29 protein-coding genes, 2 tRNA genes, 1 pseudogene and 1 riboswitch are annotated in these 26,723 nt (G+C 51.7%); of the genes and pseudogenes, 21 read left to right on the top strand and 11 right to left on the bottom strand.

What is annotated here, in order from left to right; genetic code table 11:
• The first annotated feature begins 10 nt into the window (after positions 1 to 10).
• From C8P63_RS15535 to C8P63_RS15590, 12 genes are all read left to right on the top strand, one after another.
• Positions 11 to 637: a sugar transferase gene (locus C8P63_RS15535; protein ID WP_211308296.1), complete on the top strand. Its 627-nt coding sequence runs from the start codon at positions 11 to 13 to the stop codon at positions 635 to 637.
• Positions 638 to 764: 127 nt separating this feature from the next.
• Positions 765 to 2,054 carry an oligosaccharide flippase family protein gene (locus C8P63_RS15540; RefSeq protein ID WP_108025650.1) on the top strand — a complete coding sequence of 430 codons (1,290 nt, stop codon included), beginning with the start codon at positions 765 to 767 and terminating at the stop codon, positions 2,052 to 2,054.
• Positions 2,044 to 3,288 (top strand): O-antigen ligase family protein, encoded by a 1,245-nt coding sequence (locus C8P63_RS15545; RefSeq protein WP_170109704.1) that lies wholly within the window; start codon positions 2,044 to 2,046, stop codon positions 3,286 to 3,288. Before C8P63_RS15540 ends, C8P63_RS15545 begins: the two co-directional genes overlap by 11 nt.
• The gene (locus C8P63_RS15550; protein WP_108025577.1) at positions 3,285 to 4,208 is read left to right on the top strand and encodes a glycosyltransferase family 2 protein; all 924 of its coding nucleotides are present in this window, start codon (positions 3,285 to 3,287) and stop codon (positions 4,206 to 4,208) included. Before C8P63_RS15545 ends, C8P63_RS15550 begins: the two co-directional genes overlap by 4 nt.
• Positions 4,209 to 4,277: 69 nt before the next feature.
• Positions 4,278 to 5,399: a glycosyltransferase family 4 protein gene (locus C8P63_RS15555; RefSeq protein ID WP_108025579.1), complete on the top strand. Its 1,122-nt coding sequence runs from the start codon at positions 4,278 to 4,280 to the stop codon at positions 5,397 to 5,399.
• Between the two features lie 117 nt (positions 5,400 to 5,516).
• A complete protein-coding gene (locus C8P63_RS15560; protein ID WP_108025581.1) occupies positions 5,517 to 6,713 on the top strand; it encodes a glycosyltransferase family 4 protein in 1,197 nt (398 codons plus the stop codon).
• Between the two features lie 21 nt (positions 6,714 to 6,734).
• A complete protein-coding gene (locus C8P63_RS15565; protein ID WP_108025583.1) occupies positions 6,735 to 7,802 on the top strand; it encodes an NAD-dependent epimerase/dehydratase family protein in 1,068 nt (355 codons plus the stop codon).
• 6 nt (positions 7,803 to 7,808) lie between these two features.
• Positions 7,809 to 8,615, top strand: coding sequence for a WecB/TagA/CpsF family glycosyltransferase (locus C8P63_RS15570; protein WP_108025586.1), 807 nt, complete (start codon positions 7,809 to 7,811; stop codon positions 8,613 to 8,615).
• 17 nt (positions 8,616 to 8,632) lie between these two features.
• Positions 8,633 to 9,592 carry a UDP-glucuronic acid decarboxylase family protein gene (locus tag C8P63_RS15575; protein ID WP_245920961.1) on the top strand — a complete coding sequence of 320 codons (960 nt, stop codon included), beginning with the start codon at positions 8,633 to 8,635 and terminating at the stop codon, positions 9,590 to 9,592.
• Positions 9,593 to 9,623: 31 nt separating this feature from the next.
• Positions 9,624 to 11,033: a UDP-glucose dehydrogenase family protein gene (locus tag C8P63_RS15580; RefSeq protein WP_108025590.1), complete on the top strand. Its 1,410-nt coding sequence runs from the start codon at positions 9,624 to 9,626 to the stop codon at positions 11,031 to 11,033.
• Between the two features lie 46 nt (positions 11,034 to 11,079).
• Positions 11,080 to 11,364: a BC1872 family protein gene (locus C8P63_RS15585; protein ID WP_108025592.1), complete on the top strand. Its 285-nt coding sequence runs from the start codon at positions 11,080 to 11,082 to the stop codon at positions 11,362 to 11,364.
• Positions 11,365 to 11,618: 254 nt separating this feature from the next.
• On the top strand, positions 11,619 to 11,813 hold the full coding sequence (locus C8P63_RS15590; protein ID WP_108025594.1) for a hypothetical protein: 195 nt from the start codon (positions 11,619 to 11,621) through the stop codon (positions 11,811 to 11,813).
• A 160-nt stretch (positions 11,814 to 11,973) separates the two neighbouring features.
• Here C8P63_RS15590 and C8P63_RS15595 read toward each other — a convergent pair whose 3' ends face one another.
• The 5 genes and pseudogenes from C8P63_RS15595 to C8P63_RS15615 form a co-directional block, all read right to left on the bottom strand.
• Complete coding sequence (locus tag C8P63_RS15595; RefSeq protein WP_108025596.1) at positions 11,974 to 12,474, bottom strand: hypothetical protein; 501 nt, start codon at positions 12,472 to 12,474, stop codon at positions 11,974 to 11,976.
• A 67-nt stretch (positions 12,475 to 12,541) separates the two neighbouring features.
• Positions 12,542 to 12,979 (bottom strand): hypothetical protein, encoded by a 438-nt coding sequence (locus C8P63_RS15600; protein ID WP_108025599.1) that lies wholly within the window; start codon positions 12,977 to 12,979, stop codon positions 12,542 to 12,544.
• 189 nt (positions 12,980 to 13,168) lie between these two features.
• Positions 13,169 to 13,456: a hypothetical protein gene (locus C8P63_RS15605; RefSeq protein ID WP_146172190.1), complete on the bottom strand. Its 288-nt coding sequence runs from the start codon at positions 13,454 to 13,456 to the stop codon at positions 13,169 to 13,171.
• A gap of 215 nt (positions 13,457 to 13,671) precedes the next feature.
• Positions 13,672 to 14,178, bottom strand: a complete 507-nt coding sequence (locus C8P63_RS15610; RefSeq protein ID WP_108025603.1) for a hypothetical protein — start codon at positions 14,176 to 14,178, stop codon at positions 13,672 to 13,674.
• 25 nt (positions 14,179 to 14,203) lie between these two features.
• Positions 14,204 to 14,508 (bottom strand): annotated as a pseudogene (locus tag C8P63_RS15615) (iron chaperone); the annotation flags it as partial.
• Positions 14,509 to 14,653: 145 nt separating this feature from the next.
• Here C8P63_RS15615 and C8P63_RS15620 point away from each other — a divergent pair.
• Together C8P63_RS15620 and C8P63_RS15625 are read left to right on the top strand one after the other, a co-directional pair.
• Positions 14,654 to 14,729 (top strand) — tRNA-Met (locus tag C8P63_RS15620).
• Between the two features lie 29 nt (positions 14,730 to 14,758).
• A tRNA-Ala gene (locus C8P63_RS15625) sits at positions 14,759 to 14,834 on the top strand.
• A gap of 80 nt (positions 14,835 to 14,914) precedes the next feature.
• On the opposite strand, the gene C8P63_RS15630 is transcribed toward C8P63_RS15625, so the two are convergent.
• Entirely contained in the window at positions 14,915 to 15,769 is an 855-nt protein-coding gene (locus C8P63_RS15630) for an EcsC family protein (protein WP_108025605.1), read from the bottom strand.
• 288 nt (positions 15,770 to 16,057) lie between these two features.
• Between C8P63_RS15630 and C8P63_RS19225 the strand changes: the two genes are divergently transcribed.
• A complete protein-coding gene (locus C8P63_RS19225) occupies positions 16,058 to 16,207 on the top strand; it encodes a hypothetical protein (protein ID WP_170109705.1) in 150 nt (49 codons plus the stop codon).
• A gap of 39 nt (positions 16,208 to 16,246) precedes the next feature.
• Here C8P63_RS19225 and C8P63_RS15635 read toward each other — a convergent pair whose 3' ends face one another.
• Positions 16,247 to 16,558, bottom strand: a complete 312-nt coding sequence (locus tag C8P63_RS15635) for an ArsR/SmtB family transcription factor (RefSeq protein ID WP_108025608.1) — start codon at positions 16,556 to 16,558, stop codon at positions 16,247 to 16,249.
• A 31-nt stretch (positions 16,559 to 16,589) separates the two neighbouring features.
• Here C8P63_RS15635 and C8P63_RS18835 point away from each other — a divergent pair, with 31 nt between their 5' ends.
• Positions 16,590 to 16,823: a hypothetical protein gene (locus tag C8P63_RS18835; protein ID WP_146172191.1), complete on the top strand. Its 234-nt coding sequence runs from the start codon at positions 16,590 to 16,592 to the stop codon at positions 16,821 to 16,823.
• 134 nt (positions 16,824 to 16,957) lie between these two features.
• On the opposite strand, the gene C8P63_RS19230 is transcribed toward C8P63_RS18835, so the two are convergent.
• Both C8P63_RS19230 and C8P63_RS15645 read right to left on the bottom strand, forming a co-directional pair.
• On the bottom strand, positions 16,958 to 17,116 hold the full coding sequence (locus C8P63_RS19230) for a hypothetical protein (protein WP_170109706.1): 159 nt from the start codon (positions 17,114 to 17,116) through the stop codon (positions 16,958 to 16,960).
• Positions 17,117 to 17,612: 496 nt separating this feature from the next.
• Entirely contained in the window at positions 17,613 to 18,617 is a 1,005-nt protein-coding gene (locus C8P63_RS15645; protein ID WP_108025612.1) for an aldo/keto reductase, read from the bottom strand.
• Positions 18,618 to 18,924: 307 nt separating this feature from the next.
• Between C8P63_RS15645 and C8P63_RS15650 the strand changes: the two genes are divergently transcribed.
• The 4 genes from C8P63_RS15650 (at position 18,925) to C8P63_RS15665 (ending at position 20,761) form a co-directional block, all read left to right on the top strand.
• On the top strand, positions 18,925 to 19,416 hold the full coding sequence (locus tag C8P63_RS15650; protein ID WP_245920962.1) for a PTS sugar transporter subunit IIA: 492 nt from the start codon (positions 18,925 to 18,927) through the stop codon (positions 19,414 to 19,416).
• A gap of 169 nt (positions 19,417 to 19,585) precedes the next feature.
• Entirely contained in the window at positions 19,586 to 19,960 is a 375-nt protein-coding gene (locus C8P63_RS15655) for a hypothetical protein (protein WP_108025616.1), read from the top strand.
• Positions 19,961 to 20,136: 176 nt separating this feature from the next.
• Positions 20,137 to 20,322: a hypothetical protein gene (locus C8P63_RS15660; protein ID WP_146172192.1), complete on the top strand. Its 186-nt coding sequence runs from the start codon at positions 20,137 to 20,139 to the stop codon at positions 20,320 to 20,322.
• Between the two features lie 193 nt (positions 20,323 to 20,515).
• Positions 20,516 to 20,761: a hypothetical protein gene (locus tag C8P63_RS15665; RefSeq protein ID WP_108025621.1), complete on the top strand. Its 246-nt coding sequence runs from the start codon at positions 20,516 to 20,518 to the stop codon at positions 20,759 to 20,761.
• Here the strand turns inward: C8P63_RS15665 and C8P63_RS15670 are convergent.
• Both C8P63_RS15670 and C8P63_RS15675 read right to left on the bottom strand, forming a co-directional pair.
• Complete coding sequence (locus tag C8P63_RS15670; protein WP_108025623.1) at positions 20,740 to 21,357, bottom strand: hypothetical protein; 618 nt, start codon at positions 21,355 to 21,357, stop codon at positions 20,740 to 20,742. The genes C8P63_RS15665 and C8P63_RS15670 overlap by 22 nt on opposite strands.
• Positions 21,358 to 21,868: 511 nt before the next feature.
• Positions 21,869 to 22,870 carry a TIGR00341 family protein gene (locus C8P63_RS15675; protein ID WP_108025625.1) on the bottom strand — a complete coding sequence of 334 codons (1,002 nt, stop codon included), beginning with the start codon at positions 22,868 to 22,870 and terminating at the stop codon, positions 21,869 to 21,871.
• A 180-nt stretch (positions 22,871 to 23,050) separates the two neighbouring features.
• A riboswitch (SAM riboswitch) is annotated at positions 23,051 to 23,159 on the top strand.
• Positions 23,160 to 23,237: 78 nt separating this feature from the next.
• Between C8P63_RS15675 and metH the strand changes: the two genes are divergently transcribed.
• The gene (metH, locus tag C8P63_RS15680; protein WP_108025627.1) at positions 23,238 to 26,717 is read left to right on the top strand and encodes a methionine synthase; all 3,480 of its coding nucleotides are present in this window, start codon (positions 23,238 to 23,240) and stop codon (positions 26,715 to 26,717) included.
• Positions 26,718 to 26,723: the final 6 nt, after the last annotated feature.

Below are 26,723 nucleotides of genomic sequence, written 5' to 3' on the forward strand. Positions count from 1 at the left end.
GTGAGTGACCATGGAACCACTGGCAAAACCACTATACAGCCGAACCGCAATCTATCGCGCCAAAAGCTGGTACGTCAACATGGGAAAGCCCCTGATGGATGTCACCGTAAGTTTTTTTGGTTTGCTGCTCACCTTTCCTCTGATGATGGTCATCGCGCTGTGGATCCGGTTGGACTCCCCCGGCCCCGTTCTGTTTCGCCAAAGCCGAATCGGCAAGGACGGAAAAGAGTTTCAGATCTACAAATTCCGCACCATGCATGTCCACGTACCCAGTCAGGGGCGCTCTCCCGAGAGCAACCGGGACCCCCGGATCACCCGGGCGGGCCACTTTTTAAGAAAAACCAGCCTGGATGAACTCCCGCAACTGATTAACATCCTCAAAGGAGATATGAGCCTCGTCGGTCCCCGGCCGGAGCAGAAATTGATTGTGGAAAAATATTATACCTGGCATGAAAGACAACGGTTTCTGGTCAAGCCGGGGATCACGGGCCCCTGGCAAATCAGCGGAGATCGGACCAAGCCGATCCATGAAAATCTAGAACATGATTTGCGTTATATCCGGACAATTTCACTAAAGACCGACCTGAAGGTGCTGATCCAAACCTTGTTGGTCATGATCCGCAGCAATACTTACTAAATATTTAGTCTGAAAATTGCAGGGTGTGGGCTGCAAGATGGAAATGACGATCTGGTCGGACGAGAAGCCTCCTGTCTGTGAAGAAAGGGAGGTGTTCATACTAACATCTTAGAAACCGGGTGTGACCATGGTGCTACATAGGATAAAAAACAACTTATTAGCCAGAAATACGCTATGGACCTTTCTTGGGATGGGGTCTCGGATCGGGATCCAGGCCGTTTATTTCGTCATCATCGCCCGCGCTTTAGGGAGTGAGGGATACGGGAGCTTTGTCGGTGTGGCGGCCCTTGTCGCCATTCTCGCCCCCTATGCGAGTCTGGGCACCGGAAATTTGATAATTAAACATGTGTCAAGGGACCCCGGTGTGTTTCGCCGATACTGGGGAAACGCGTTGGCGATGACCCTCTTCCTGGGGGGGGGGTTGGTCGTGCTGGTTTTGGTAGTTTCGCGCTTTCTCCTCCCCTCTGCCGTACCCACGACCTTGATTGTTACCGTCTCTTTATCAGATATTGTGTTTGCGAGAATGTTGGATGTCAGCAGCCAGGCATTCCAAGGGTTTCAGCGTATGGAGAGGGTGGCGCTGCTGCAGGTTTTGTTCAGTATATCCAGACTGGGAGCCGCGCTGGGTCTTCTATTCATTGGCGGATCCAACTCGCCGGAGGAGTGGGGCTGGTTATATCTCCTCAGTACGGCAGTCAGTGCATTGATTGCAATGTTTCTTGTTTGTAAGGAACTGGGGTTTCCGGGATTGGATCTGTCTAGCTTGCGTTCTGAAGTTAAAGAGGGATTTTACTTTGCGGTCAGTCTTTCGGCTCAGGGGATCCACAACGACATCGACAAAACCATGCTGGCTCGCCTTTCCACCTTGCAGGCGGCAGGTATTTACGCAGCGGCGTATCGGATCATTGATGTGGCCTTTGCTCCGGCACGTTCTCTCATATATGCATCTTATGCAAGGTTTTTTCAACACGGTGCCAATGGGATCAATGGAAGCTTTAACTATGCTAAAAAGCTTCTTCCGATAGCGGGCGGATACGGTCTGTTTGCTGGATGTGTGTTGTTCGTGACAGCTCCGATTCTTCCTTATGTATTGGGAGATGATTACAGAGTTGCAGTGGAAGCCATCCGTTGGTTGGCCTTAATTCCGCTGATCAGGGTTTTTCAGTATTTCGGAGCCAATGTTTTAACCGGAGCCGGTTATCAAGGTATTCGAAGTTTGATGCAAGTGTCGGTAGCCGTATTCAACGGAATCATCAATCTGTATTTGATTCCCGCTTATTCATGGCAGGGAGCGGCTGTCGCCAGTTTGGTATCTGATGGACTATTGGCATTGGTTGTGTGGGGAGCGGTATGGCATTACAGGAACATCTCAACGTCCATTGGTACTATTAGTGAGGGGAAAAGTATTGCGGATTAAAGTAAAAAGTTTCTCTATCTCGTTAGAAAAAACTATAATTATCTTTATACTCTTTCTAGAGACAGGTGCTTTATTACCGTTGTTACGTCTTAAGGGTCTTTTGCCTCAAAGACTAGATGATGTTTTGTCGATTGGAATTAATGGAATCATTGCCTTGTTACTTCTATTTAAATTTCCTTATATTATACGGATTAAAAAAAATTTATCGATATTACTACTTACATTTTTAGCATTTATTTCTATTATTTGGTCTGTCGATTGGGCAACTACTTTGATTAGAAGTCTCAAATTGTTTTTAATAACCGCATTCGGTATTTATATTTCATCTCGGTATAAATTGGATGACTTTTTAAGGTTTCTTGCTTGGACATTCGGTTTGGTCATTTTTTTAAGTTTAATTTTCGGGTCTTTATTTCCTGCTTATGGTATGAATCAGGGTTTGCACGAAGGAGCTTGGCAAGGAGTTTTTGACCACAAGAATGGCTTGGGCCGGATGATGACCTTAAGCGCTACTTTGTTCCTGGTCATATGTTTCAGGGTCAATCAAAAACGTTTGATATACTTTTCGGGATTTGTTCTATCTACTCTTCTTATTTGGCTGTCAACTTCAAAAACAGCCTTGGTTATTTTCTTGACACTTTTGGTAGTGTTTTCGTTAATTTTTTTATTACGCACTCAGTATAAATTGTTAATTTCCTTATTAATCATGGTTCTTCTATTAGGAGGTGGAGTGCTGACTTGGTTTCTAAGTTATGCTGAATTGGTTGCAAGCTATTTAGGGCGGGATCTTACTCTTACGGGTCGCACAGCCCTTTGGGAAGCTGTTTATATGATGATCGAACAGAGACCTTTTTTTGGGTATGGTTATAATGCCTTTTGGACTGGATGGAGTGGTCCATCCGCATATGTCTGGGAAATAGTTCGTTGGGAAGCCCCGCATTCACATAATGGCTTATTTGACCTATGGTTGAATTTAGGATTGGTTGGAGTTACTATATTTATTTTAGGGTTTATAAGGAATTATTTTCATGTTGCTAAGTATTTTCGATACGTCAGCAAAGATGAAAGTATGTGGCCTTTAATGTTTTTTTCGTTTTTCGTGCTAAGCAATATTACCGAGAGTCAGTTATTAGGCGCGAATTTTTTGTGGTTGGTTTATGTTGTTATTTCTAATTCAATGTTAAAAAACAAAAAACTAATAGAGAAAAATGTAGTGGAGGCTAAAATCTTATGAAAGTAACAATATGTGTTGCAACATATAAAAGGCCGGAAGGGTTAAAACGTCTCTTGGAGGGATTAAATCAACTTGAGTTTATGAAATCTAAAAAACCATCAATAGAGATTGTTGTTGTTGATAACGATTCAAGAGAATCGGCTCGCTCCATTTGTGAGGAAATAGATCATGTGCTGAGATGGCCGCTAAAATATGACATTGAGATTAAGCGCGGCATTTCTTACGTACGCAACAAAGCCATGAAAATGGCAGGAGAGGTTGACTTTATTGCCTTCATCGATGATGACGAGGTACCCGATCCTCGTTGGTTGGATGAGCTTTTGTTTGTGCAAATGAAATATCATGCGGATGTTGTTACAGGTCCAGTAATACCGAGTTATATAGAATCAGTTCCCAGTTGGGTAATCAAAGGTAAATTTTATGAAAGGCCGCGCTATCCGACTGGATACCGCATGGATTGTGCTGGAACTGGTAACGTCCTTATTCGATACAGCTTGATCCAAAAAATGGACATGACGTTTGATGAACGTTATGCCATCACCGGGGGATCAGATACGCATTTTTTTATCCGACTGCATCGGGCTGGATGTAAAATAATCTGGTCAGATGAAGCCATTGTCGATGAATGGGTTCCCAAAAGCCGTGTAAACGTTAAGTGGATCCTTCAGCGGGCTTATCGTACTGGCAATACTTATAGCTTGGTTTTGTCTGATTTAGATGACTCGTTCCATATTCGTTTTAAACAGATCATGAAGGCAAGTGCTTTTCTTCTACTGGGCTTTATTTTCCTGCCGTTGTCTGTATTCGGTGGACGCCATATATTGATCAAGGTATTACGCACTATATTTCATGGTTTTGGACGTCTCGCCGGTGTTATTGGTATACGTTATAAGGAGTACAGGACTACACACAACGTATAAACGGTTGCAGCCTGAGAGGGTCACTTTTCGATGGAAAAAACCTTTTTATTGTACTATTAGGGGGCTCATATGCGAGATTATAGACATCGCCTCGCAATCTTAAACAATAACATTTCACCGTATCGGATACCTGTTTACTCTCTCATCGGGGAGAATTTCAACACAACAGTTCTATTCTCTGGTCGGGAAGATAACCGGACCACTTGGGCCGGTCTTGAAAACAGGCTTCGGGAAAAGGGTTTGTCTGCAAAACGTTCTTGGGGGTTTACCATCAAGTATAAACGCAAACGGGATGGTCAGGTATTCGACAGACATTATTTACACATTAATCTGGGTTATATATGGGATTTGTTTCGTGAAAGACCGGATGCGGTGATCACGATAGAAATGGGTTTTAGAACCATTGCCGCTTTGGTTTATGGTGCTCTTTCAAGAAAACCTGTTTGGGTATGGTGGGGTGGTACTCTTCATACCGAGTCAACCCGTGGACCCTTTAAGCGTATTGTAAGGAGGTTGCTTGCCCGGTGGGTCAGGCACTGGATCAGTTACGGGCAAACTTCCACCGAGTATTTAATGAGTATTGGCGTGTCCCGTGAGCGAATCCTTCAGATTCAAAACTGCGTGGATGAAACTTTTTTCAACCGTCCCGTAAAACCTGCCATTATGCTTAAGCAAAAACCCGTGCTTCTATACGTGGGACAATTGATCGGTCGGAAAGGAGTGCGGTTACTTCTTGAAGCGGCAGCCCGTATGCAGGAAGAAGGTCATCGTTTCTCATTGCTGTTGGTTGGGGAAGGGGCTGAAAGAGAATCTTTAGTCTCATACGCCCGCGAGCTGGGGCTGGTTGATGTTTACTTTCACCCGGCTCAACCTCCGGAAAAAATGCCCGCAATTTACCGTAGTGCGGACTGTCTGGTATTCCCCACTCTGGAGGATGTGTGGGGTCTTGTGGTAAATGAAGCGATGTGGTCCGGCATACCGGTGTTAGCTTCCAAATATGCTGGTTGCGCTCCTGAAATCGTGCCAACAAAGCAGGGTTTTGATCCATTGAATCCATCCGATTTTGATCGAGCATTGCGACTGGCGCTAACGGGTGAACTCAATCCACCGGATACCTCGTCGCTAAAAACCTACAGGCAGGTTGCCGATATGATTATTAATGATATTCAGCGGGAGGTACAGAAAAGATAAACAGACCTCTGATCTTAACTATGTTAACCAATCGGCAATAACACAACGAGCATTTATATCTAAATATTGGAAAATAAAGTGTAGGTTAAAAATTCATTAGAAGAAGGGCTTGAAGCAATGCGGATCTTGTTGGTACATAACTACTATCAAATTCCCGGAGGAGAAGAACAGGTATTCGCTGAAGAAACGAAACTATTGCAGGATAAAGGACATGAAGTAATAAAATTCACTTTGGATAATGATGACATTCAACATATGAGCCGTTTGTCCCTGGGCTATAAGACCATTTGGAACAACACTGTTTACGGACAACTAAGGACTTTAGTCCGGAAGGAAAGACCCCAGGTGGTGCATTTTCACAACACTTTACCTCTGATTTCACCCGCGGCCTACCACGCTGCAAAAAATGAAGGAGCCACCGTGGTTCAGACTCTGCACAATTACCGGTTACTCTGCTCTAACTCCTTATTATTTCGTAATGGACAACCATGTGAAGAGTGTCTGCGAACACGTTTCCATTGGCCGGGTATCAAACATGCATGTTATCGGAACAGCAAAATTGCGACAGCTACTGTTGCAACCATGATTTCAACGAATAGGCTTTTGGGAACATGGAGGGACAAAATTGACTTATATATCGCATTGAGCGGATTCTCTAAAAACAAATTTATAGAGGGGGGAATACCGGAGGAAAAGATTGTGGTTAAACCTAATTTTATTTTTTCTGATCCGCAACTGGGCTCTGGAAAAGGAGAATATGCCCTTTATGTTGGGCGATTGTCCCAAGAAAAAGGTCTGGACACTCTTTTATCCGCATGGGGGAAATTAGAGAATACAATCCCGCTTAAAATCGTTGGTGATGGTCCCTTACGGGATCAGGTAATTGGGATGACTGAAAAAACCCCGGAAATTAAGTGGTTGGGATGGAAGCCCCTCAATGAGATTTATCCTCTTATGGGAGAAGCTAAAGTTCTGATCTTCCCTACCAAATGCTACGAAAATTGTCCGAGAGTTCCTTTAGAATCTTTTGCAAAGGGAACGCCAGTTATTGCACCGGACCTGGGGGCTACAGCAGAACTGATCGATCATCGACGCACCGGGTTATTATTTCGTCCGAATGATCCCTCTGATTTGGCTGAAAAAGTAAAGTGGATCTTCAGCCATCCGGAGGAACTAGCCAATATGTGCAGAGAAGCCCGTGTTGAATACGAAGCCAAATATACAGCTGATCGAAACTATGAAATGCTGATGGAAGTTTATCAGAAAGCCATGGAAGTCTCGGGGAACAGCGTTAAAACCAAGATCACCACTTAAACACACACTGGAGGTAGTCTCATGTCCGTTGTAGTCATTACCGGCTCCGCAGGTCTGATCGGTTCAGAAGCAGTGGAGTTTTATGTTGGGCAGGGTTACAAAGTTGTGGGAATCGATAACAACATGCGCCAAACCTTTTTCGGTGAAGAAGGGTCTACCGTTTGGAACCGTCAACGGATGGAGAAAACATTTGGATCCAGGTATGAACATCATGATTTGGATATCCGGGATGGACAAGCCTTGGATAAACTTTTTCAACAATATCAAAAGGACATCGCCCTGATTATTCACACAGCGGCCCAGCCATCCCATGATTGGGCGGCCCGTGATCCCGTCACCGACTTTGGAGTGAATGCCAATGGAACGTTGAATCTTCTGGAAGCGATGCGGCATCATTGCCCGGAATCAGTCTTTATCTTTACATCCACGAACAAAGTTTACGGGGATAAACCCAATACGTTGCCTCTGGTGGAGAAAGAGACCCGGTGGGAGATTGACCCCTCTCATGAATACCAAAACGGGATTCCGGAAGATATGACGGTGGACCAAAGTATGCATTCCCTGTTTGGGGCTTCCAAACTGGCGGCGGATGTGTTGGTTCAGGAGTACGGACGTTATTTCGATATGAAGACCGTCTCTTTTCGGGGGGGAGTGCTGAGCGGAGCCCGGCAATCCGGGGTTCAATTGCATGGTTTCATAAATTACTTAATGAAATGTGTGATGATGGAAAAATCGTATACGATTTTTGGATACAAGGGTAAGCAGGTGCGGGACGTGATTCATTCCCACGATGTGATTTCCGCTTTCCATACCTTCTTCCAAAACCCGCGCCGGGGAGGAGAAGTTTACAACCTGGGCGGTGGCCGGTTCTCCAATATTTCCATGTTGGAAGCCATTGATATGGCCCAGCAGATTACCGGGAAGAAATTACATTACACTTATTCTGATCAACACCGAGCCGGTGACCACATCTGGTATATCAGCGACCTGGCCCGATTCCAAACCCATTTTCCGGAGTGGAAACAGAAATATAATATCCGAATGATCATGGAAGAGATTCATTCGGAAAACCTGGTGCGGTGGAGTTGAAATGCCATGATAAACAAAGGAAAACACCCCATCCTGGGGGTCCGGATTTCAGCGGTGGATTATGAGTATGCCGTTCACAGAATGATGGAGGCGGCGGAAAAACAAGACCCTTTGGCAGTATCGGCCTTGGCGGTTCACGGAGTCATGACCGGATATATGGATATTGTGCATCGGCGCCGTTTGAACGGATTGGATTTGGTTGTTCCGGACGGACAACCTGTTCGTTGGGGTCTTCGCTGGCGGCATGGTGTCCATCTGCCGGATCGGGTATACGGTCCGGAGTTGACCCTGAAAGTAGCGGAAGCGGCAGCCAAAAAACAGATTCCGATTTACCTCTACGGAAGTACGGAGAAAACGTTAAGCCGATTTGCTGCCAATCTGGAATCCAAGTTTCCGGGTTTAACGATTGTAGGTAAAGAGCCTTCCAAGTTCAGAAAACTGGAACCTCACGAAAAACGGGAAGTGGTGGATCGGATCAAAAAAAGCGGAGCCCGTATCGTTTTGGTCGGGTTGGGATGTCCCCGGCAGGAAGTATGGGTGTACGAGTACCGAAACCTGTTGAATATGCCGCTTCTAGCCGTCGGAGCCGCCTTCGACTTTCATGCCGGACTCTTGAAACAAGCCCCGCCATGGATGCAGAAGAGAGGGCTGGAGTGGCTGTATCGGCTGATCCAGGAACCCAAGCGGCTTTGGAAGCGGTATATGGTTCTGAACCCTCTTTATGTCCTGAATCTTCTTGGTGAAATACTGAAAGTCCGGAAAATCCCTGTTGAAATGCCCACTTGGAAAGAGAAAGAAGAATCCTTTGGCTGAGAATGGAGAGGGTTTATTTGAGAAAGATCGTCGTCACCGGAGCCGCCGGCTTTCTGGGCTCCCACTTGGTGAGAGACCTCTTGGGGAAGGGTTACCAGGTTATCGGGATTGACAATTTATCCACCGGTCGATTGGAAAACTTCAATGGTGTGAAGAACCATCCTGAATTCACCTTTTATAAATTCGATGTTTCCGATCCAAATGTACTGAAGTTACCGGAGTTGGCAAATGTGGATGAAGTTTATCACCTGGCATCTCCGGCATCACCCAAGTTTTATCAGGCTTCTCCCTTTGAAACCATCGCGGTGAACACAACGGGGACCCAGTATATGTTGGAGCTGGCCAAAAACTATCAGTCAAAGATTGTCTATGCCAGCACCAGCGAGGCTTACGGAGATCCGGAGGTACATCCCCAGCCGGAGGGATACCGGGGGAATGTGAACACCTGGGGGCCACGGGCCTGTTATGATGAGGCGAAGCGATTGGGTGAAGTGATCTGCTATGAGTACTTTCATCGTTTTAACGTTGAGGTGAAAGTGGTTCGGATCTTTAACACTTATTCGGCTGGATTGCGAAACGATGACGGCCGGGTAATCTCCAATTTCGTCACCCAGGCGCTCACCGGACAGGATCTTACTGTGTACGGAGATGGAAAACAAACCCGTTCTTTCTGTTATGTGGATGACAACATCCGGGCCTTGCAGTTGGCGATGGAGAAGGATGAGGCGAACGGGGAGATCATCAACATCGGAAACCCGAAGGAATACACAGTGCTGGAAGTGGCGGAAATGGTGAAACGTTTGACCGGATCGAACAGCCGGATTACGTTCCACCCTCTGCCTCCCGATGATCCCAAAGTTCGTCGGCCTGTAATTGATAAGGCGAAGAAGCTGTTGGGGTGGGAACCGGTGATTGACTTGGAGGAAGGGTTGAAACGAACCATTGAAGCGTACCGTGCACAAATGGTTGCTCAATGAGGGATAAAAAAAGATGGGGAGGATACATACAATGAACGTGGTATGCATCGGATCGGGGTATGTCGGAAGTGTGACGGGAACGGCTTTCGCGGTGTTGGGGCATCCTACGACGGTGATTGATCTGGATCAAAACAAGGTGGATCAAATCAATGCCGGAGCCAGCCCGATTTATGAGCTGGGTCTGGATGAACTGATCCGAAAGACCATCGGGAAGACCCTGTTTGCCACCACCTCCTATAAGGCGGTACGGGAAGCGGACGTGGTGTTCATCGGGGTGGGGACGCCCTCCCGTGAGGACGGGACAGTGGATTTGTCCTATATCAAGTCGGCGGCCCGAAGCATTGGGGAGTATCTCAGCCCGGATCGGTTCACGGTGGTGGTGGACAAATCCACCGTGCCGGTGGGGACGGCGGACCTGGTGACGTCGATCATCGAGGAAGCTTCGGGGCAAACAGCGGAAGAGGATTTCACGGTGATCAGCAACCCCGAGTTCCTCCGGGAAGGATACGCTTTGGAAGACGTCTTCTTCCCGGACCGGGTGGTGATCGGGACAAGCCACCCCCGGGCCCGAAAGGTGATGCGGGAGCTTTATCATAATCTGCTGGAACGGGTGAACTACGAAGAGCTGTCCAAGGACTTTACATTCGCATACAACTGGAATTCCCCGAAAGCGACGTATTTTGAGACCGACGTGAAAAGCGCGGAGATGATCAAGTATGCCTCCAACGCTTTCCTCGCGGTGAAGATCAGTTACATCAACGAAGTGGCCCGTCTTTGTGAAGCTCTCGGGGCCAATGTTCTGGACGTGGCCAAGGGGATGGGGATGGACTCCCGGATCGGAGAGAAGTTCCTGCAGGTATCGAGCGGTTGGAGCGGCAGCTGTTTCCCCAAGGACACGGCGGAATTTCTGGAGACCAGCCGGAAGTATGGAAGCGAGCTGTCTGTGGTAAAGGCAGCAGTTCAGTCCAATGAAAAAATGCACCACTTTGTGGTGGAGAAGATGCAACGTCATTTGAAAACCCTCAACGGAAAGACGGTGGGGATTCTGGGCCTCACCTTTAAACCCAACACCGATGACGCCCGAAAGACTCAGGCTTCAACCATTATCCGTCAATTAATCGATCTGGGGGCCAACGTCCGGGTTCATGATCCCAAAGGGATGGAGATGTTCCGGGAACTGAACCCCAAGCTCCCGGTTGGCTATTGCGACCGAGTGGAAGATGTGGCCCGGAGAGCGGATGGAGTGGTTCTGTTGACCCACTGGAAGGAGTATCTTCAGGCGGATTGGAAGAGAATTCAGGGGGAAATGCGTTATCCCTATCTTCTTGATACCCGTAACTTTTTACCGCATAAAATGCTTGTAGAAATGGGGTACATATATGAAGGTTTGGGAATTGGAAAGGAATTAATCAAAGAAAACGTTGCCCCCCTAATGATATAAATCTAATTGCTGATTATTAATTTAACTAAAATGAAAGGGTGAGATGATGAATGTTTTAAAAATGAAGGTTGGTAAAGAATTGGATCTTATGGTAGCACAGCAGGTTATGGGATGGAACGTGGATCATCATGACATTCCTGACTTTTCAAGTGACATTAAGGATGTGTGGGCTGTTGTAGAAAAATCGAGGGTCTTACAGTTTCCCAACAAATTTTTCAAGGACTCTCAAGGTAACTGGTGTGTTGAGCTTGATTCAGGGTTGGTGATCAAAGAAAAAAGCGCTGCACTGGTTATCTGTAAAGCAGCTTTGATAAAAAACAGTAAGAGATAATAATTATAAAAAGCCGGACTTCCGCCCGGCCCTTTTTATCAGTTGGCGTCTGTACTTGACAGATGTCAACTTAATTTAATTTCAGCTGAATTCGCTGGCAAGGCCTCCGGGACGGATACACATACAAAGAGGTAAGTGACTGACTAAAAATATCCAAACATCCCCATGGAAAATGTCAACAAAATCAATACTTCTTTCGAATAACAAAGTAGGTGGAATGAAGGAGACTACATACGAGTGGGGATGGATGCAGCTTGAATAAAGAGCTTCTTCTGGCTCTGGCCGATGTGCTGGATGGCTTAACCTTAGAGAAGCACGGATTTGAAGTGGTGGCCTTCTGGAATGGGATCTATGTTGTGGAAGACTCCAAAGGAAATCGGTACTCAATCAGCACTTCGAAAGGCGCACCCCGTCCGTTGCGGTTGTTGGAGGGTGTCGGTTTGCAGTGAAGGAAATGGAGCCTTGAAGGCTCTTTTTAGTGATGCGTAAACGGACGGTGGGGCTTTCTCATGAATCAACACCGCAGATGGTACGATCAGAATACAGCTTCTGCCCTTTTGCAGGCAGAGGATTGCAAAAAGCCGAGGAGGGATCCTCGGCTTTTCGTGCTTACTCCGTAGCGGTTGGTTCGGTATTTTCTTGGGGCTGTGAGGATGTGTCTTGAGTTGGTTCAGTGTGGGGGGAGGGAGCTTTTGGGGTCACGCTGGCAGCATCCTCTTTCGCCTTGCGGATTTGTTCGGCTTGCTCTTGGTGGATCTCTTCTTTTCCGCGTGTTACGCCCTGATCCATTTTGTTGTTGATGTTTTTCCGGGTCTCCCGGTAAATTCGGTCGATCTCTTTCTTTCCTTTATTGCGGCTTTCCTGGGCATACCGATCCAACTCCCGATAGGCTTCATCGAAGCGTTTATCCGCCCACTTGCGGAGCTCTTTTTTCTTTTTGGCTCTATAACGCTCCAGATCCTGACCCATTTCATCTGCTTTTGCCTCACCGTAGGCGGCCAGCTTGTCGGTGATCCACTTCTTCAGTGAATCTTCTGCTGCGTAACCGGTTCCCGTCCCCAATAGGAAAATGGACAGGGCGGCCGCGGTGATTTTTACATGCTTTCGCACTCTCGGCAACTCCTTTTTAGAGGAAACGCCCCTGGACAGGGGCGTGTATTTAAATCACGATTGTTGTTTATTCATGGTAGCTGCCTTCGCCGAAGTGTTCTTCAACGAGATTCTTCAGGTCTTGTTTTTCAGCCGCCACTTCTTCGGTTTTGGCTTGTTCCATGGATGAATAGGCACGCTGTTTACCAGCCTCAATGCCTTCTTGGGCCTCGCTGTAGACTTTGTTGTACTCAGCGTTGATTTCCTTCTTCCCTTGGTTGGTGAATCCATCTTTCCAAGCATTCAAGGTGGAGTTAATTTCATCCGATTTTTGAGCGGCCCATTCTCTCAAGGCTTGTTCTTTCATGTCACCGTGCGCATTGACGGCCTCCGTTACTTGACCTGCTTTCTGCTCCCCGGCAGAGGCGATCCACTCTTCGATTTGGTCGTGGAAAGCGAAAGCTCCGGTAGCACCCAACAACATGGATCCGGCCGCGGCGAACGCAGCCACTTTTTTCTTGATCAATTCAATCCCTCCCTGAGAATATCTACCAGCTCGAACTGGCAAGAACAATAATACACCACAGTTGCTTAAAAGGGAAGGGATTTGGAAATTTAATGTAAATGTAATAAAAAAGTGGACCAAAAAACCAAATCCCTTACGAAAAGAAGAAAATACTCCCGGAGCGTTACATCAGGAGTCATTTCAATCTGTTCATTTTTGTCGACGCTTTGGGCGCATGGCTTTGTCCGGAGGATGCACAATTAACTCCCACTGATTGAGAGTGGCGACCCAGGTACGCCCCACCTTTTTGGGGTAGTCCAGATTGGATTTGTCATAGGCATGACGGGCCAGACGGGACACCCAACTCCGGGACAGTCCAAAGCCGATCCCTGCGGTGGCCGCATCGACAAAATCATCGGGAGTGAAGTTTTCACCGGTTTCTTTTCGGATTTTTTCGGCTGCTTCGGATGCTGTGATGTATCCTCCTGCTGTCATCACCGTCATATCCTCCTCGCACGGTTGGTTCACTGCAGTTGCTTAATCTCTCCGGAATGATCCGTCTCTTATGTCCATCATAAACGAAAACTATCATTATATACCTTCCAACTATTGATGCTATCCCCTGATCAACCGTCTGTCCACACACATTCTACGGAGAATCCAGGGGAAATCCGGTTTTTCCTGAAGGGAATTCCCGGTAGAGTAAGAGGAAATCAACTTAACAGAGGAAATTTCACAGGGACTATGAGCCGGGTTTGGATGAACTCATAGGGAAGAGACGGCGGATTGGGTTCCGGGTTGGCCGGTTTGGGGCCATATCGCACTTTCACGGTGTAATCCCTGGGGGAAAGGTTGGGATCGGCATTTTTGAGATAGGGATTTCCACTCCCGGTATCCGGTTGGATCAGATAATCCGCCAGCGAGTCGATCGGTTGGCCCAGGGGATCATAAGCATTGAACGACATGTAGCGGGCGTAAGGGAACTTTCCTTTCATCGTCAATGAATCCCCTGCTGCCAGGTTATATTTACCCATATAATAGATCACGTTCGTGTCCGGAAAGGCCACATTGACCACCGTCGGGTCCATTTTTACCGTCCAAAAACACTTTCCTGTGGACGTGTCCGCGTGGGCGTCCCTTTCTAAGCCGGCTGCGACGGAAACGAAAAAGAGACTCGCCGCCAACAAAACTTTGAACCATACGCTTCGGGACCAGTACATCAGTCAACCGGGATATCCTATTTTTTCATTTCCGCCAAAAAGTTGAACAGTCTGCTTTATCCTGAATATTAAATTCAATCATTTTCTCAAGCAATTCGTAATTTACCGGCTTATTCCACGGAATTCGAAACAAGCCTTTGGTTGCGCTGTAGCCAGCTTGGGCAATGTCATCGGCAAAGTGCCAATGCCTACTTCTTCGGGTGAAACGCTCAAATGATGCTTCGCTGTGGAAAAGCCGATGATAAATGTGCCGTGATCGGTAAACATTGGCGTATTCCACTTGATTTGCGGTTCCAAATTTGGGAATTTATTAGCAACCCACGCCAAAAGGGAAATGGAGGTTGGTTTCTAAAGAAGAAAACCCCGGGGCCGTACTCCACCCACAATGGATGGCCTGGTTCCGTTTCACTTTTTCCTGCACATCACCCTTGACATATCCACCCCAACCCTATATAATAAATCTTGTCGTCATTGGCGCGGGGTAGAGCAGTTGGTAGCTCGTCGGGCTCATAACCCGGAGGTCGCAGGTTCGAGTCCTGCCCCCGCAACCATACATATCCAGATCCACTTGCTTTCACATGGGGCATTAGCTCAGCTGGGAGAGCGCTACACTGGCAGTGTAGAGGTCAGCGGTTCGAGTCCGCTATGCTCCACCAAGTGAGGAACCGCCGCGTCCATTCGCGGCGGTTTTTTCGTTGTGAAAAAGAAATCACTGCGGCAGGCCGCAGTGAGGGGGTTATGAGGACTGATCCCAGGTTTGGGTCGGGGGTTCCGATTGTTCCAGGGCTTCCAGCTTCTCCAGGATCCGGCGTTTGCGGTACATCATTTGGCCGGTCTCGGCCACTTCTTCAATGGTGGACTTGTTGATCCAGGCACCGAAGAGAATTCCGGCGATGGGGACGAGCTGGAACAGTTTCTTCCAGCCGAAGGTGTCCCGGTAGGTGGCCAGCACTTCCCGCCAGCCTTGGAGCTGGGAGAAGGATTCCCGGTCGACGTCGCCGCGGTGGAAGGCGGAGAGGTTTTGCAGGATGGACTGCTTGCCGACGTAGTCGGCGGAGGCGAACTGCAGACACTGGACGATGAAGATTCGCTCCCGCTTTTCCCGGGGGTCGTAGCCGTAGGCCAGGGCCATCTCCTGGATGGTCTTGAGGGAGAGGCCGAGGAGGACCGGGATGTCCACGGTGAGGGTGAAGAGACCGCCGACGCCGGTGGTGGCGCCTTGGTACTTGGCCACTTCGACCCGGGATTCTTTCAGTTGGTCCGAGGCCCGGTTCATGACCGCGAGGGGGAGGTCGGGGACCCGGGACAGGGAGAGGGAGCCGGGGGGCTCTCCCGCTTCCCGGGCCAGCTTGTCGAGGACGCTGTTTTCATGAATCAGATATTGGCCGCCGGTGTGGATGTAAGAACCGAGTTCGTCCAAGGCCTGGCCGATCCAGTCCCGGAGGCTCTTCGGGGTGAGCTTATCCAGCAGGGCGAACGGGTAGCGTCCGATCTTTTCCCAAAACCAAAGGTCCTTCTGTTCTTCTTCCCAACGTTCGATCATCCGGAGTTCGATCGCCAGCTGCGCTCTGGAATCTTCCGCGTGTGGCATGTCGCAGGTTGCCCCCCTCATCCGTAGGTTCTCTTGGATTGACGAAAATATTCGGAAATACCGGACCGCGCCCTTCATGTGTCCATGGCGCTTGTTTTCAGTATAGCTTTTCCGACGGGGGTTGGACAGGGGGAGGGAGTAATCTCCCGTGACCTCTTTTCCCTTTTTGTGAAGTCGGGACAAAAAAGGAAATCCATTACGAATAACTTAAATGAAAAGGCGAAAAATGCCGTCGGAATGACGGTGCAGTGACAGAAGTTTACATCAGACAAAGGGAGAAGAGAAGCCATGATTAAGAAGGTCAAGACCGTGAAACCGGAGGAAGTGGCGGAAATCATGAAAGTGCTCAGGATGTTGGGGATCCGATACAGTTTCAAATGGGTTCCGGATCAAGACGCGTTTGATATGACGTATTGGATGAGTCACCACCAAGATTAAAAGCCAGGCAAGGGTTCATCCCGCCCGGCTGTTTTCAGCTTATTGGTTCTGTCCATAAGTCGTCTCCATCGTGTGGATGAGGGTTTTCAGTTGGTCAAGGGCGCCATCGAGGGAGAGCGAGTGGCAGCGTTGGGTCCCTTTCTGTTCCGTGGCCACCAGCCCCGCATCCCGGAGCACTTTCAGGTGGTGGGAAATGGCGGGCCGGGAGAGGGAGGACTTCCCGGCGATGGCGTTGACGCTCATCGGCTCCTTCTCCGCCAGCAGCAGGATGATATCCTGTCGGGCCGGGTCGGAGAGGGCCTGGAACAGCGGGATGGCGGACCGGAAGGTTTGGACGGTTTCCCGGGACATATCGGATTCCTCTTTTGTTTACGAAGGATGGATGATTTCGGCATCTGAACCTGTCCCACGGGGGACCCGCCGGCGGGGCAGGAAGCGGATCCGGAAGGTGGAGTCGGGATCGCGCCCCGGGGATCCCCCTCGCTTTTCCTTTCCGGAATTCATCGTAAGATGTTTCCACCTCCATGACGCCGCTGTCGAAGCGTTTGAACCGGTCCAGACCGGCGGCATCCCCGAAACGGTGCGCGTGGGGACGGGGAGAGGGCGGGGACGGTGACGCCGGTTCCTCTTATTATATGTTTAAACATATAAACATAAGACCGAAAAGAAAAGCCCCTTTACCCCGACGGAGGTTCCGTCTTTGTTTATTTGTTTAAACACATAATAACCAGCCGATCCATCACCCAAGCTTTATTTGACCGCGCAGGCCGGCTCTCCTTTGGGCTGTTGATCCGGTTCTTGGTCAGGCCGGTGTTTCGGGAGTTCCACTTGTTCCTTCACATACCAGATCCCGGTGAATATCAGTGTCCCGGCAACGAAAGCGAGAACGCCAAGGTCCAGAATCGTCATGGGGAACCACAACCTCTCATCCATTTGTCTATAAGGTAACACATCCTTCAGTATGCTTTTTTAAGGCAGTGTTAATTCCTGTTGTATTTCCTGTTTCAAAACGTTTTGTGACAAATGTCGCCGGATATTTCCGGGGAAATGAGGAGGAAATCGTCGGCGAAACACAAAAAAGAACACCCCGCGCGGGGTGTCTTGTCGGTACCGGATCAGTAACCGTAGCCGTAGACTCCGACCAAAGCAAAGATTGTGGCGATTACAAGCAGGAAAAGCAGGAGTCGACGCAGACCAAAGCCGTATCCATAACCGTAACCCATCTTAACCTCCTCCTTTTGTCGGTGTCGCTTCATCATATACAGGTGGGGGAGTGTGAGTATGGGCGGGAGCACCGAGTCAAACGCCCTTTTTTTCTGCTCGGCGGAACCGGAAGCAACAGGCGGCGGTTCCAAGCAAAAACCCCGGAAGATCCGTTCTCCGGGGATGGAAATCCGGTCGGTTTTCAGGCGGTTCTCCCGTCCCGGCTGGGAGGAGCCATGAACCCCGGTCCCACCGGATCGGTTAAATTCCGATCCAAAATCGTCTCGATGTCCACCCGGTCTTCATCGGTGAGGTTCCAGTCATCGATCTCAGGGACGGGATCCAGTTGCTCCGGCCGCCGGGCGCCCCAGAGGGCCACTCCGACTCCCGGATGATCCAGCACCCAGCGGAGGGCCAGATGGATCACCCGTTTGCCGTAACGGGCCTGGACCCATTTGTCCAATTCTTCCACCGCTTTCAGGTACGATCCGAATCGGGGTTCCTGAAGCTTCGGATCCGCCTGGCGGAGATCGTCCCTTTTAAAGCTCCGGTTTTTGCTCATTTTTCCGCTCAGGAGTCCCCGGCACAGGCTGCCGTAGGTGAGGGTGGTGAGGCCTTTTTCCCGGGCGTGGGGGAGGATGTCCTCCTCGATCTCCCGTTCAAACAGATTGTACGGGGGCTGAAGGGTTTCCAGGGGTGCCGCGTCCCGGAAGCGATCCAGCTGTTCGGGGTTGAAGTTGCTGACGCCGATCGCCCGGATCTTCCCGTCCCGGTGCAAGCGGTACATGGCTTCCGCCGTCTCTTCGATGGGCACGTGGGGGTCGGGCCAGTGGACCTGGTGGATGTCAATCACGTCGGTTTGCAGGCGACGGAGGGAGTCTTCCACTTCCTTCATGATCCGCTCCCGTGAAGCGTTGCGATAGACATTCTCCCCCTCGGTCCAGTCCATGCCCGCTTTGGTTGCCAGGATCGCGCGCTGCCGTCGTCCGCCCTCAGCCAGGGCTTTTCCCACGATCTCTTCGGAGCGGCCGAACCCGTATACCGGGGCGGTGTCGATCAGGGTGATGCCTTCATCAAGGGCCTTGTGGATGGTTTGGATCGACTCCGACTCGTCCGTTCCGCCCCACATCCAGCCCCCGATCGCCCAGGTTCCCAGGCCGATGCGGGAGCTGACGAGACCGGTGCTTCCGATTTTGATCGTTTCCACGAAATCGCCTCCTCGTGGTTTTTTGGCCTTTTCCCTTGTCCGGCGGGGGTTCTCCCGTTAAGATGGGAAAGGGTTGTGGTGTGGTTTTTCCACCCGAACCCGATGGTTAAACGAACAGATTCGGGATGGCGGCGGGGCCATCGATCGAATTCCCCCCCATCCCTGCCTTCACGGGATACGGGCTCCCCCCTTTCTTTGCGGGAGAGTGTTTTCGCTTTCGCGGGAATGGAGGACTCCACCCGGTATGGCATCACGTGAAGCCCCCCGACCGGCTTCAAGCCGGCCGGGTGTCAAAGGAGGAAGAACGTTGCTGAAGAAACTGTTTGGGAAAAAAGAACGAATCTTGACGGTACAGGCTCCACTCAAGGGAAAAGTGATGCCGTTGAGTGAAGTGCCTGATCCCGTTTTTTCCGACAAGATGATGGGGGACGGGGTCGCGATCGAACCCGGGGAGGCGGTGGTCCGGGCCCCTGTGGACGGGGAGATCATCCAGCTTTTTCATACGAAGCACGCGGTCGGCATCCGCACTGAAGAAGGGCTGGAAGTGTTGATCCACATCGGGTTGGAGACGGTCTCCATGGAAGGGGAAGGGTTCACGGCCAAAGTGAAGGAAGGCGACCGTGTCCGGGCCGGTCAGCCTCTGATCGAATTTTCCCTGGATGCCGTTCAGGAGAAGGCGAAGAGCACCATCACCCCCATCGTGATCACCAACATGGACAAGGTGGAGAGCCTGGAGCCGAAGGTGTCGGAAGAAGCCGAACCGGGAGACCCGGTTATGGAAGTGAAGGTGAAGTCCTGATCCATCGAACCCTTGCCACACAAAAAGGAGCCTGCGGGCAGGCTCCTTTTTGTGTGGCGGGCAGCGGGTGAAAACGGGAATGGATTCTATCAGCGGAAATTTTCATTGAATAGAATAGACAACCCTCTCATAGGTTCATACTGGGTAGTGAACGAGGGAGGGAGAATCAATGGAATGGGTGAAAGGTTATGTCATCATCCCCTGGAATTCCATCCTGGGAAGAAGCAAACCCCCGATCCAAAAGCGTTTCATCCGGTTTACCAACCGGTATGCCCTGGTCGACCGGACCACCAAGGGACTGGTGAAAAACTACCACTCCGCGGAGGAAGCGATGTTTGACGCTTCGGTGCGATACGCCAGGGAGCTGCACAATTACCATGTCGATGCGCGAAAATGGCGGCCGGCGGCCATCGAACTGGCCTCCCGGTTTTACGCTCCGGAGGTGCTGGCCCGGATGAGCGACAAGGAACTGGGCAGCCTGGTCCACAACACCGACTGGCACCAAAAGAGAAAACACGGAAAGAAAAAGGTGGCGTCTGAATGAACGGCCCGATTTAAGTGCTTGGCTGGTTGGGCTCCTTATGGGTAAGACCGATGACCCAAAGAGGGGTAACAAATCCTTGGTTTTGGGGAAAAATGGAGGAAACGGAGAGGGAATGAGGCTTGGATGTGTGATAAAATGGAGGTAATCAATCCATTATGAAGAGGGAGCCGAAACCCTTGTCTCAATTGAAAACCCGGGACGAAATCGTGAAACGCCGGATGGAAGCGGCCCTCGGCACTCTGAAGCATGAGGGAATGACCTTGAGACAACGGGAGAAGGAACTATTGGAAGCCAATCTCAGAGGGGAAATCTCGGACGAGGAGTTTTTCCGTCGGGCCTGTGAGATCGCCAAAAAATCCTGAAGAGGAGCGGCGGATTCGGGGAAATACGTCTATCCGGGAGCGTACGGGATCGAATGAGGGATCCAAAAGGGGTCTGCCAAAAAAGGCGGATTTTTTTATACCTTTAAATTTCTTTACGATGTGGTTACATCTTTTGTTGTAAGATAGACATAGTGCCATAGGAGGCATTCTTTTCTTGAGGAGGAGGGAGACCTTGAGTCGACGTTGTATTATCGGCCTGATCTTGGCTTCCCTTCTGTTGGTCCTTTCAGGCTTTTGGTGGGGGGTTCAGATGCAAGAAAAACAGCCCACCGAAGGATTGAAAAGAGAACCCCGCGTTCAAATGGAGGAAGGGTCGTCCGAATGGCGATCCTTTTTCTTTGCATTTCGGGTCTTTCTTCCGCCTAATCAAAAAGACCGGGGCTTTACCCGGCCGTTTCACCGACTGATCCGAAGTTGATCTTGCAGGCGTTCCGTAAGGCTCGGATCCTTTTTTGGTTGCGAATCGGTTGCCTCTGTTTGTTCCTTTGATTCATCCTGGGACGAAGTCGAAAGTTCGGAGGAGTTGGTTTCCACCCGTTCAATGAGTGAGCTCTCCTGAAAACCTTTGAGTACTTTGGGATCCACCTTGACCAGGACGATATCTCCCCCGAAGAGGCGTTTGACCACTTCACCCTTCCACTTCTGAAGAAAGGCTTGTTGCTTCTCTACACTGACTCCCTCGCGAAAGTCCAAAGCCACAAGGTTGGAATCTGTGATGGATTCCGGGGCCGGTTCAGGCTTGGGATTGGGTTTCGGTTGGGCTTTGACACTCGCATCGGAATCAGAATCAGAAGGGGGGGTCGGCTTCTCTTGTTTCTTCGGCGTCGGTTTTGGTTCCGGCTCGTTTTCTTCCACCACCTTATGGACATGGACGACCTTCACCGTTTTCGTCGGCGGATTCGGCTGAAAGGTGGGATGAGACGATAAATCGTCTGGCTTCATGGCGAAGGTTCCCGCCACCGGAAGACTTAACCCCGTGAACACCATGATCGCTCCCAACACCATCTGTTTCATGGATCGCCCTCCATTGGATGTTTTTTCTTTTTCGCTGACATTGTTTCACCTTCTAGCCTATCGAAAATGGCGTTATTTTCAAAGGGGAAGTATTGTTTTACGGTTTCTGGATGCCGGGGAGTGGCGAGGCTGGCGGAGAAATGGTTCGATGCGGACCCCTTTTGACACAGGTGGGATCACCGCCATGGGAACATAAACAAAGAGCCCCGGTCACGGGGCTGTTTACATGAGTGAAAAGGGAGGTGGAACCGGGGAGTACGAGGCGCGAAAGCGGGGGGCCGGCGGTTGAATGGGGGCGGGAAAATGGGGGATCCGGGGATTGTGCCACCATGGCCCCCACCACCCTCCCGCCATCGGCCGGCAAAAAGGCATTCCGGTCCAATACCAAGGGAATATGGGCTTCAACCCCCTTCTTTTTAACTTACTTCACATTATGTCGGGTGGCCGTTCCTGTGAGACGATGGACCGTGCATCCAAAAAAACGGTCGAATGGCCGCTTTTTTTGGAGTCGTCAGCGACGCACCCCCAATATCGCCAGAATCAAAAACAGACAGCTCAATCCGAAAAAGAGAAGGGAGTATTTGCGGGAGGTATTGGCCCGCTTGATCTCCCGCCATCGGGTCGGTTGAATGCCGCTGGACCAGAAGAAGAGGATGCCGGAGAGAAAGATGGAATTCAGGTTGACCAAAAGCAGAAGAAAAGGAGTGAGCGCCATATCCGGGAGGCCGGAGCCGAGGGCAATCCCGAGGACACTGGCGGGAGGCACCAAGGCGACCGCCACCATCACGCCGACCAGTACTCCCGGCCTCCGCTTCAGGAAGGAAAGGGCACCGGCGGCACCGGAAGCGAGGGCGGCGATGATGTCGATCATTTCGATGTTCGTCCGGGACATGAGCTCGGTGCTGTACACGGGGACATCGGTGAACGTCCCGAAAAGGACCGCCACCAGGATGGGCACGGTGATGCCAAAGAGAATGGTGCCCGCCAGACGGAACACCAAGCGGATGTCCCCCAGAACGGCGGCAAAGGAGAGGGAGATCGTCGGGTTGATCAGGGGGGCGATCACCATCGCTCCGATCACGGTGGCCGGACTGTTCTTCAGAATGCCGATCACCGACACCAAGGACGAGAGAGCGACGAACCATATGTATCCCTTTGACATCCGGGCGGCATCCTGCACCACGGAGTAAAGCTCCTGACGGCTGGCTCTCACCAGTTCCTGGTCCTCTTCGGTCTCCCTTTCTTCCTCTTCTTCTTTTTCTTTTTTCTCTTCGGGAGACAGGTACGTTTGGACCGGGAAGAGGAGGACGTGGAAGTTTTCCTCTTTCATCATCCCTTCCAGGTAGTTCAGGATGGCTTCGGCCTGCCCGGTTTTGACCAGGATCCGGATCAGCCGGGTCTCCCGGGTTTCCGAAGTGACCCAATAGGACACATGGTCGAGTTTTTTCAGTTCCCGGTCGATCATCGAGAAATGTTCGTTGGGGCAATACACTTCCACCAATTGAAGTTCCATGGGGGGCGTTCCTCCGGATGGGCTCTATTCTGTCAGTGTTGCCGATCCGGCAGGAATCAAACGGTTCGGGACGGGGAGGTTAAATTGGTTGCTTGACAACAACCTCTTGATTCCATATAGTGAATACAAAATTGCCTGCCGTTTTCAAATGCACGTCCACAAATGAATATCCGTAAATTTCTCTTATCAAGAGAGGCGGAGGGACTGGCCCGATGAAGCCCGGCAACCTACCGTGAACCAGACGGTGTGGTGCCAATTCCTGCAGAGTGCAATCTCTGACAGATGAGAGAGCTGACGAATCAAACCCCGGCCTTTCATCTCAGGAGATGAAGGTCTTTTTTATTTCATTCAAAGGGGTGATGGGCGTATGAAAAGCACGGATTCCAAAAAACCGATCCAAGAACGGCTGAAGGAAAAAATCCTCATCCTGGACGGGGCGATGGGGACCCAGTTGCAGGCGGCGGACCTCTCTCCGGAGGATTTCGGGGGCGAAGCTTATGACGGGTGTAACGAAAACCTCAACCTCACCCGTCCCGACGTCATCCGAAAGATCCATGAGAACTATCTCGAAGCCGGCGCCGATGTGATCGAAACCAACACCTTCGGCGCCACCTCCGTGGTGCTGGCGGAGTACGGCTTGGAGGACCGGGCCCGGAAGATCAACCGGGCGGCGGCGGCGTGCGCGGTGGAAGCGGCCGCCCGTTACTCCACGCCGGAGCGTCCCCGGTATGTGGCGGGGGCGTTGGGCCCCACCACCAAGACGCTTTCCGTCACCGGCGGGGTCACCTTCGACGGGCTGGTGGAAGCCTACCGGGAACAGGCTCTCGGCCTGATGGACGGGGGGGTGGACCTGTTGCTCCTGGAAACCTCCCAGGACACCCTGAACATCAAAGCGGCCGGCATCGGGATTCGAAAAGCCTTTGAGGAGGCGGGAAGGGAGTTTCCCCTGATGATTTCCGGCACCATCGAACCCATGGGCACGATGCTGGCGGGGCAGAACGTGGAAGCCCTCTACCTGTCCATCCAACATCTGAAGCCCCTGACCGTGGGGCTGAACTGCGCCACCGGACCGGAGTTTATGCGGGACCACCTCCGGACGCTTTCCGGCCTGGCCCACTGCGGGGTCAGCTGCTACCCCAACGCGGGGCTTCCCGACGAGGACGGCAACTACCATGAAACCCCGCAGGGCCTGGCGAAAAAACTGGCCGCCTTTGCCGACCAGGGGTGGCTCAACGCCGCCGGGGGCTGTTGCGGAACGACTCCGGAACACATCCGGGCCATTGCGGAGGCGCTGGAAGGGAAGGCGCCGCGCCGGCCGAGGTTCGAACCCGTCACCGGTGTGGCGGGGATCGAGCCGTTGTTCCTGGAAGAGGACAACCGGCCCGTCCTGGTCGGGGAACGGACCAATGTGATCGGTTCCCGGAAGTTCAAGGGGCTGATCCGGGAAGGGAAGTTTGAAGAAGCCTCCGAGATCGCCCGGCGCCAGGTGAAAGGAGGAGCCCAGGTGATCGATATCTGCCTGGCTGACCCGGACCGGGACGAGGGGGAGGATATGGAGCGTTTCCTGCGCTATGCGGTCAACAAGGTGAAAGTGCCTCTGATGATTGACTCCACCGACCCGGCGGTGATCGAACGGGCGCTGAAATACTCCCAGGGGAAAGCGATCATCAACTCCATCAACCTGGAAGACGGCGAAGAACGCTTCACCGAAGTGGTTCCCCTGCTCCGCCGTTACGGTGCCGCCGTGGTGGTGGGGACGATCGACGAAGAGGGGATGGCCGTGAAGGCCGACAAAAAACTGGCCGTTGCCAAGCGGTCTTATGACCTCTTGGTGAACCGGTACGGAATCCCGGCTGAGGATATCATTTTCGATCCCCTCGTTTTTCCGGTCGGGACCGGTGACCGGGCCTATATCGGTTCCGCCGCGGAAACGGTGGAAGGAATCCGCCGGATCAAGGAAGCGCTGCCCGACTGTCAGACGGTGCTGGGGATTTCGAATGTTTCCTTCGGACTGCCTCCCGCCGGCAGGGAAGTGCTCAACGCCGTCTTCCTTTACCACGCGACCCGGGCCGGGCTGGATTACGCCCTTGTCAACACCGAAAAATTGGAGCGTTACGCCTCCATCCCGGAGCGGGAGCGGGAGATGGCGGAGCACTTTCTGTTCGGGACCGATGAGGCCAACTACGACACCGTCCTGGCGGAGTTTGCCGACTTTTACCGGGGCAAAAAGAGTGCGGTGAAGGATCCGGTCGAAAGCCTGCCCCTGGAGGAACGGCTGGCCCGTTACGTGGTGGAAGGAAGCAAAGACGGGCTGATCCCGGACCTGGAAGAGGCACTCGAACAATACGAGCCCTTGGAAATCATCAACGGCCCCTTAATGGCGGGAATGGACGAGGTGGGCCGCCTTTTCAACGACAACCAGCTGATCGTGGCCGAGGTGCTGCAGAGCGCCGAAGTGATGAAGGCATCGGTGGCGTTCTTGGAGCCCCATATGGAAACGACCAGCACCGAGAAAAAGGGGAAGATCCTGTTGGCCACGGTGAAAGGGGATGTCCACGACATCGGGAAAAACCTCGTGGAAATCATCCTCTCCAACAACGGCTACGAAGTCGTCAACCTGGGGATCAAGGTGCCGCCGGAGCAGCTGATCGAAGCCTGCCGCCGGGAAAAACCCGACGTGGTGGGGTTGTCGGGGTTATTGGTGAAGTCCGCCCAGCAGATGGTGCTGACCGCCCAGGATATGACAGCAGCCGGTCTGGAGCTGCCGATCCTGGTGGGCGGGGCGGCCTTGACGAGGAAGTTCACCGACAACCGGATCGCCCCCCAGTACAGCGGACCGGTCCTTTACGCCAAGGATGCGATGAACGGGTTGGAATTGGCCAACCGCCTGCGGGATGCGGAGAAACGGGAGCAACTGGTGGAAGAATTGCGCCGGAACCGGGAGAAAGCCTTGAAGCGGGCGGAAAGCGCCCGTGCCCGGGAAACCGGGGGAGGCGGTGGGACCGTGGTGACCCTCCGCACTTCCACCGTCGACCGGGAAGCCCCGGTCTACTCCCCGCCGGATGTAAAGCCCCATATCCTGAGGGACTATCCCTTGACCCACCTGGCACCCTACATCAACAAGCAGATGCTCTACGGGAAGCACCTCGGGATCAAAGGGAATGTGGAGCAGCTCTTGGAAGAAGGAGATGAAAAGGCTCTCCGGCTGCAGCGGGAGATGGATGACATGGTCGCCGAACTGCGGGAGAAAAAGGAGCTCCGGGCCGACGGGATGTACCAATTTTTCCCATCCCAGTCCGAAGGGGACTCCATCCATGTGTATCACCCGGACCGGCCCGGGGAGGAAATCCTGGAGACCTTCACCTTCCCCCGCCAGACCAAAGAACCGTACCTCTGCCTGGCGGATTTTCTCCGTCCGAAAGATTCCGGAGTGATGGACTACGTCGGCTTTCTGGTGGTGACGGCCGGCTGCGGGATCCGGGAACGGGCGGAGAAATGGAAGCAGTCCGGGGATTACCTTCGCTCCCACATGGTTCAGGCCTTCGCGCTGGAACTGGCCGAGTCTTTCGCCGAGCGGCTTCACCACGTGATGCGGGACGCCTGGGGATTCCCCGATCCGCCGGAAATGACGATGCGTCAGCGTTTCGCCGCCCGTTACCAGGGGATTCGGGTTTCCTTCGGTTACCCCGCCTGTCCCGATCTGGAAGATCAGGCGAAACTGTTCCGACTGATGAAACCGGACACGATCGGGGTGAAATTGACGGAAGGGTTCATGATGGAACCGGAAGCGTCGGTCTCGGCGATGGTGTTTTCCCACCCCGAGGCGAGATATTTCAACGCGGAATGAAAGGAG

Source organism: Melghirimyces profundicolus (genome assembly GCF_003054245.1).
In the GTDB taxonomy this organism is placed as follows: Bacteria; Bacillota; Bacilli; order Thermoactinomycetales; family DSM-45169; genus Melghirimyces; species Melghirimyces profundicolus.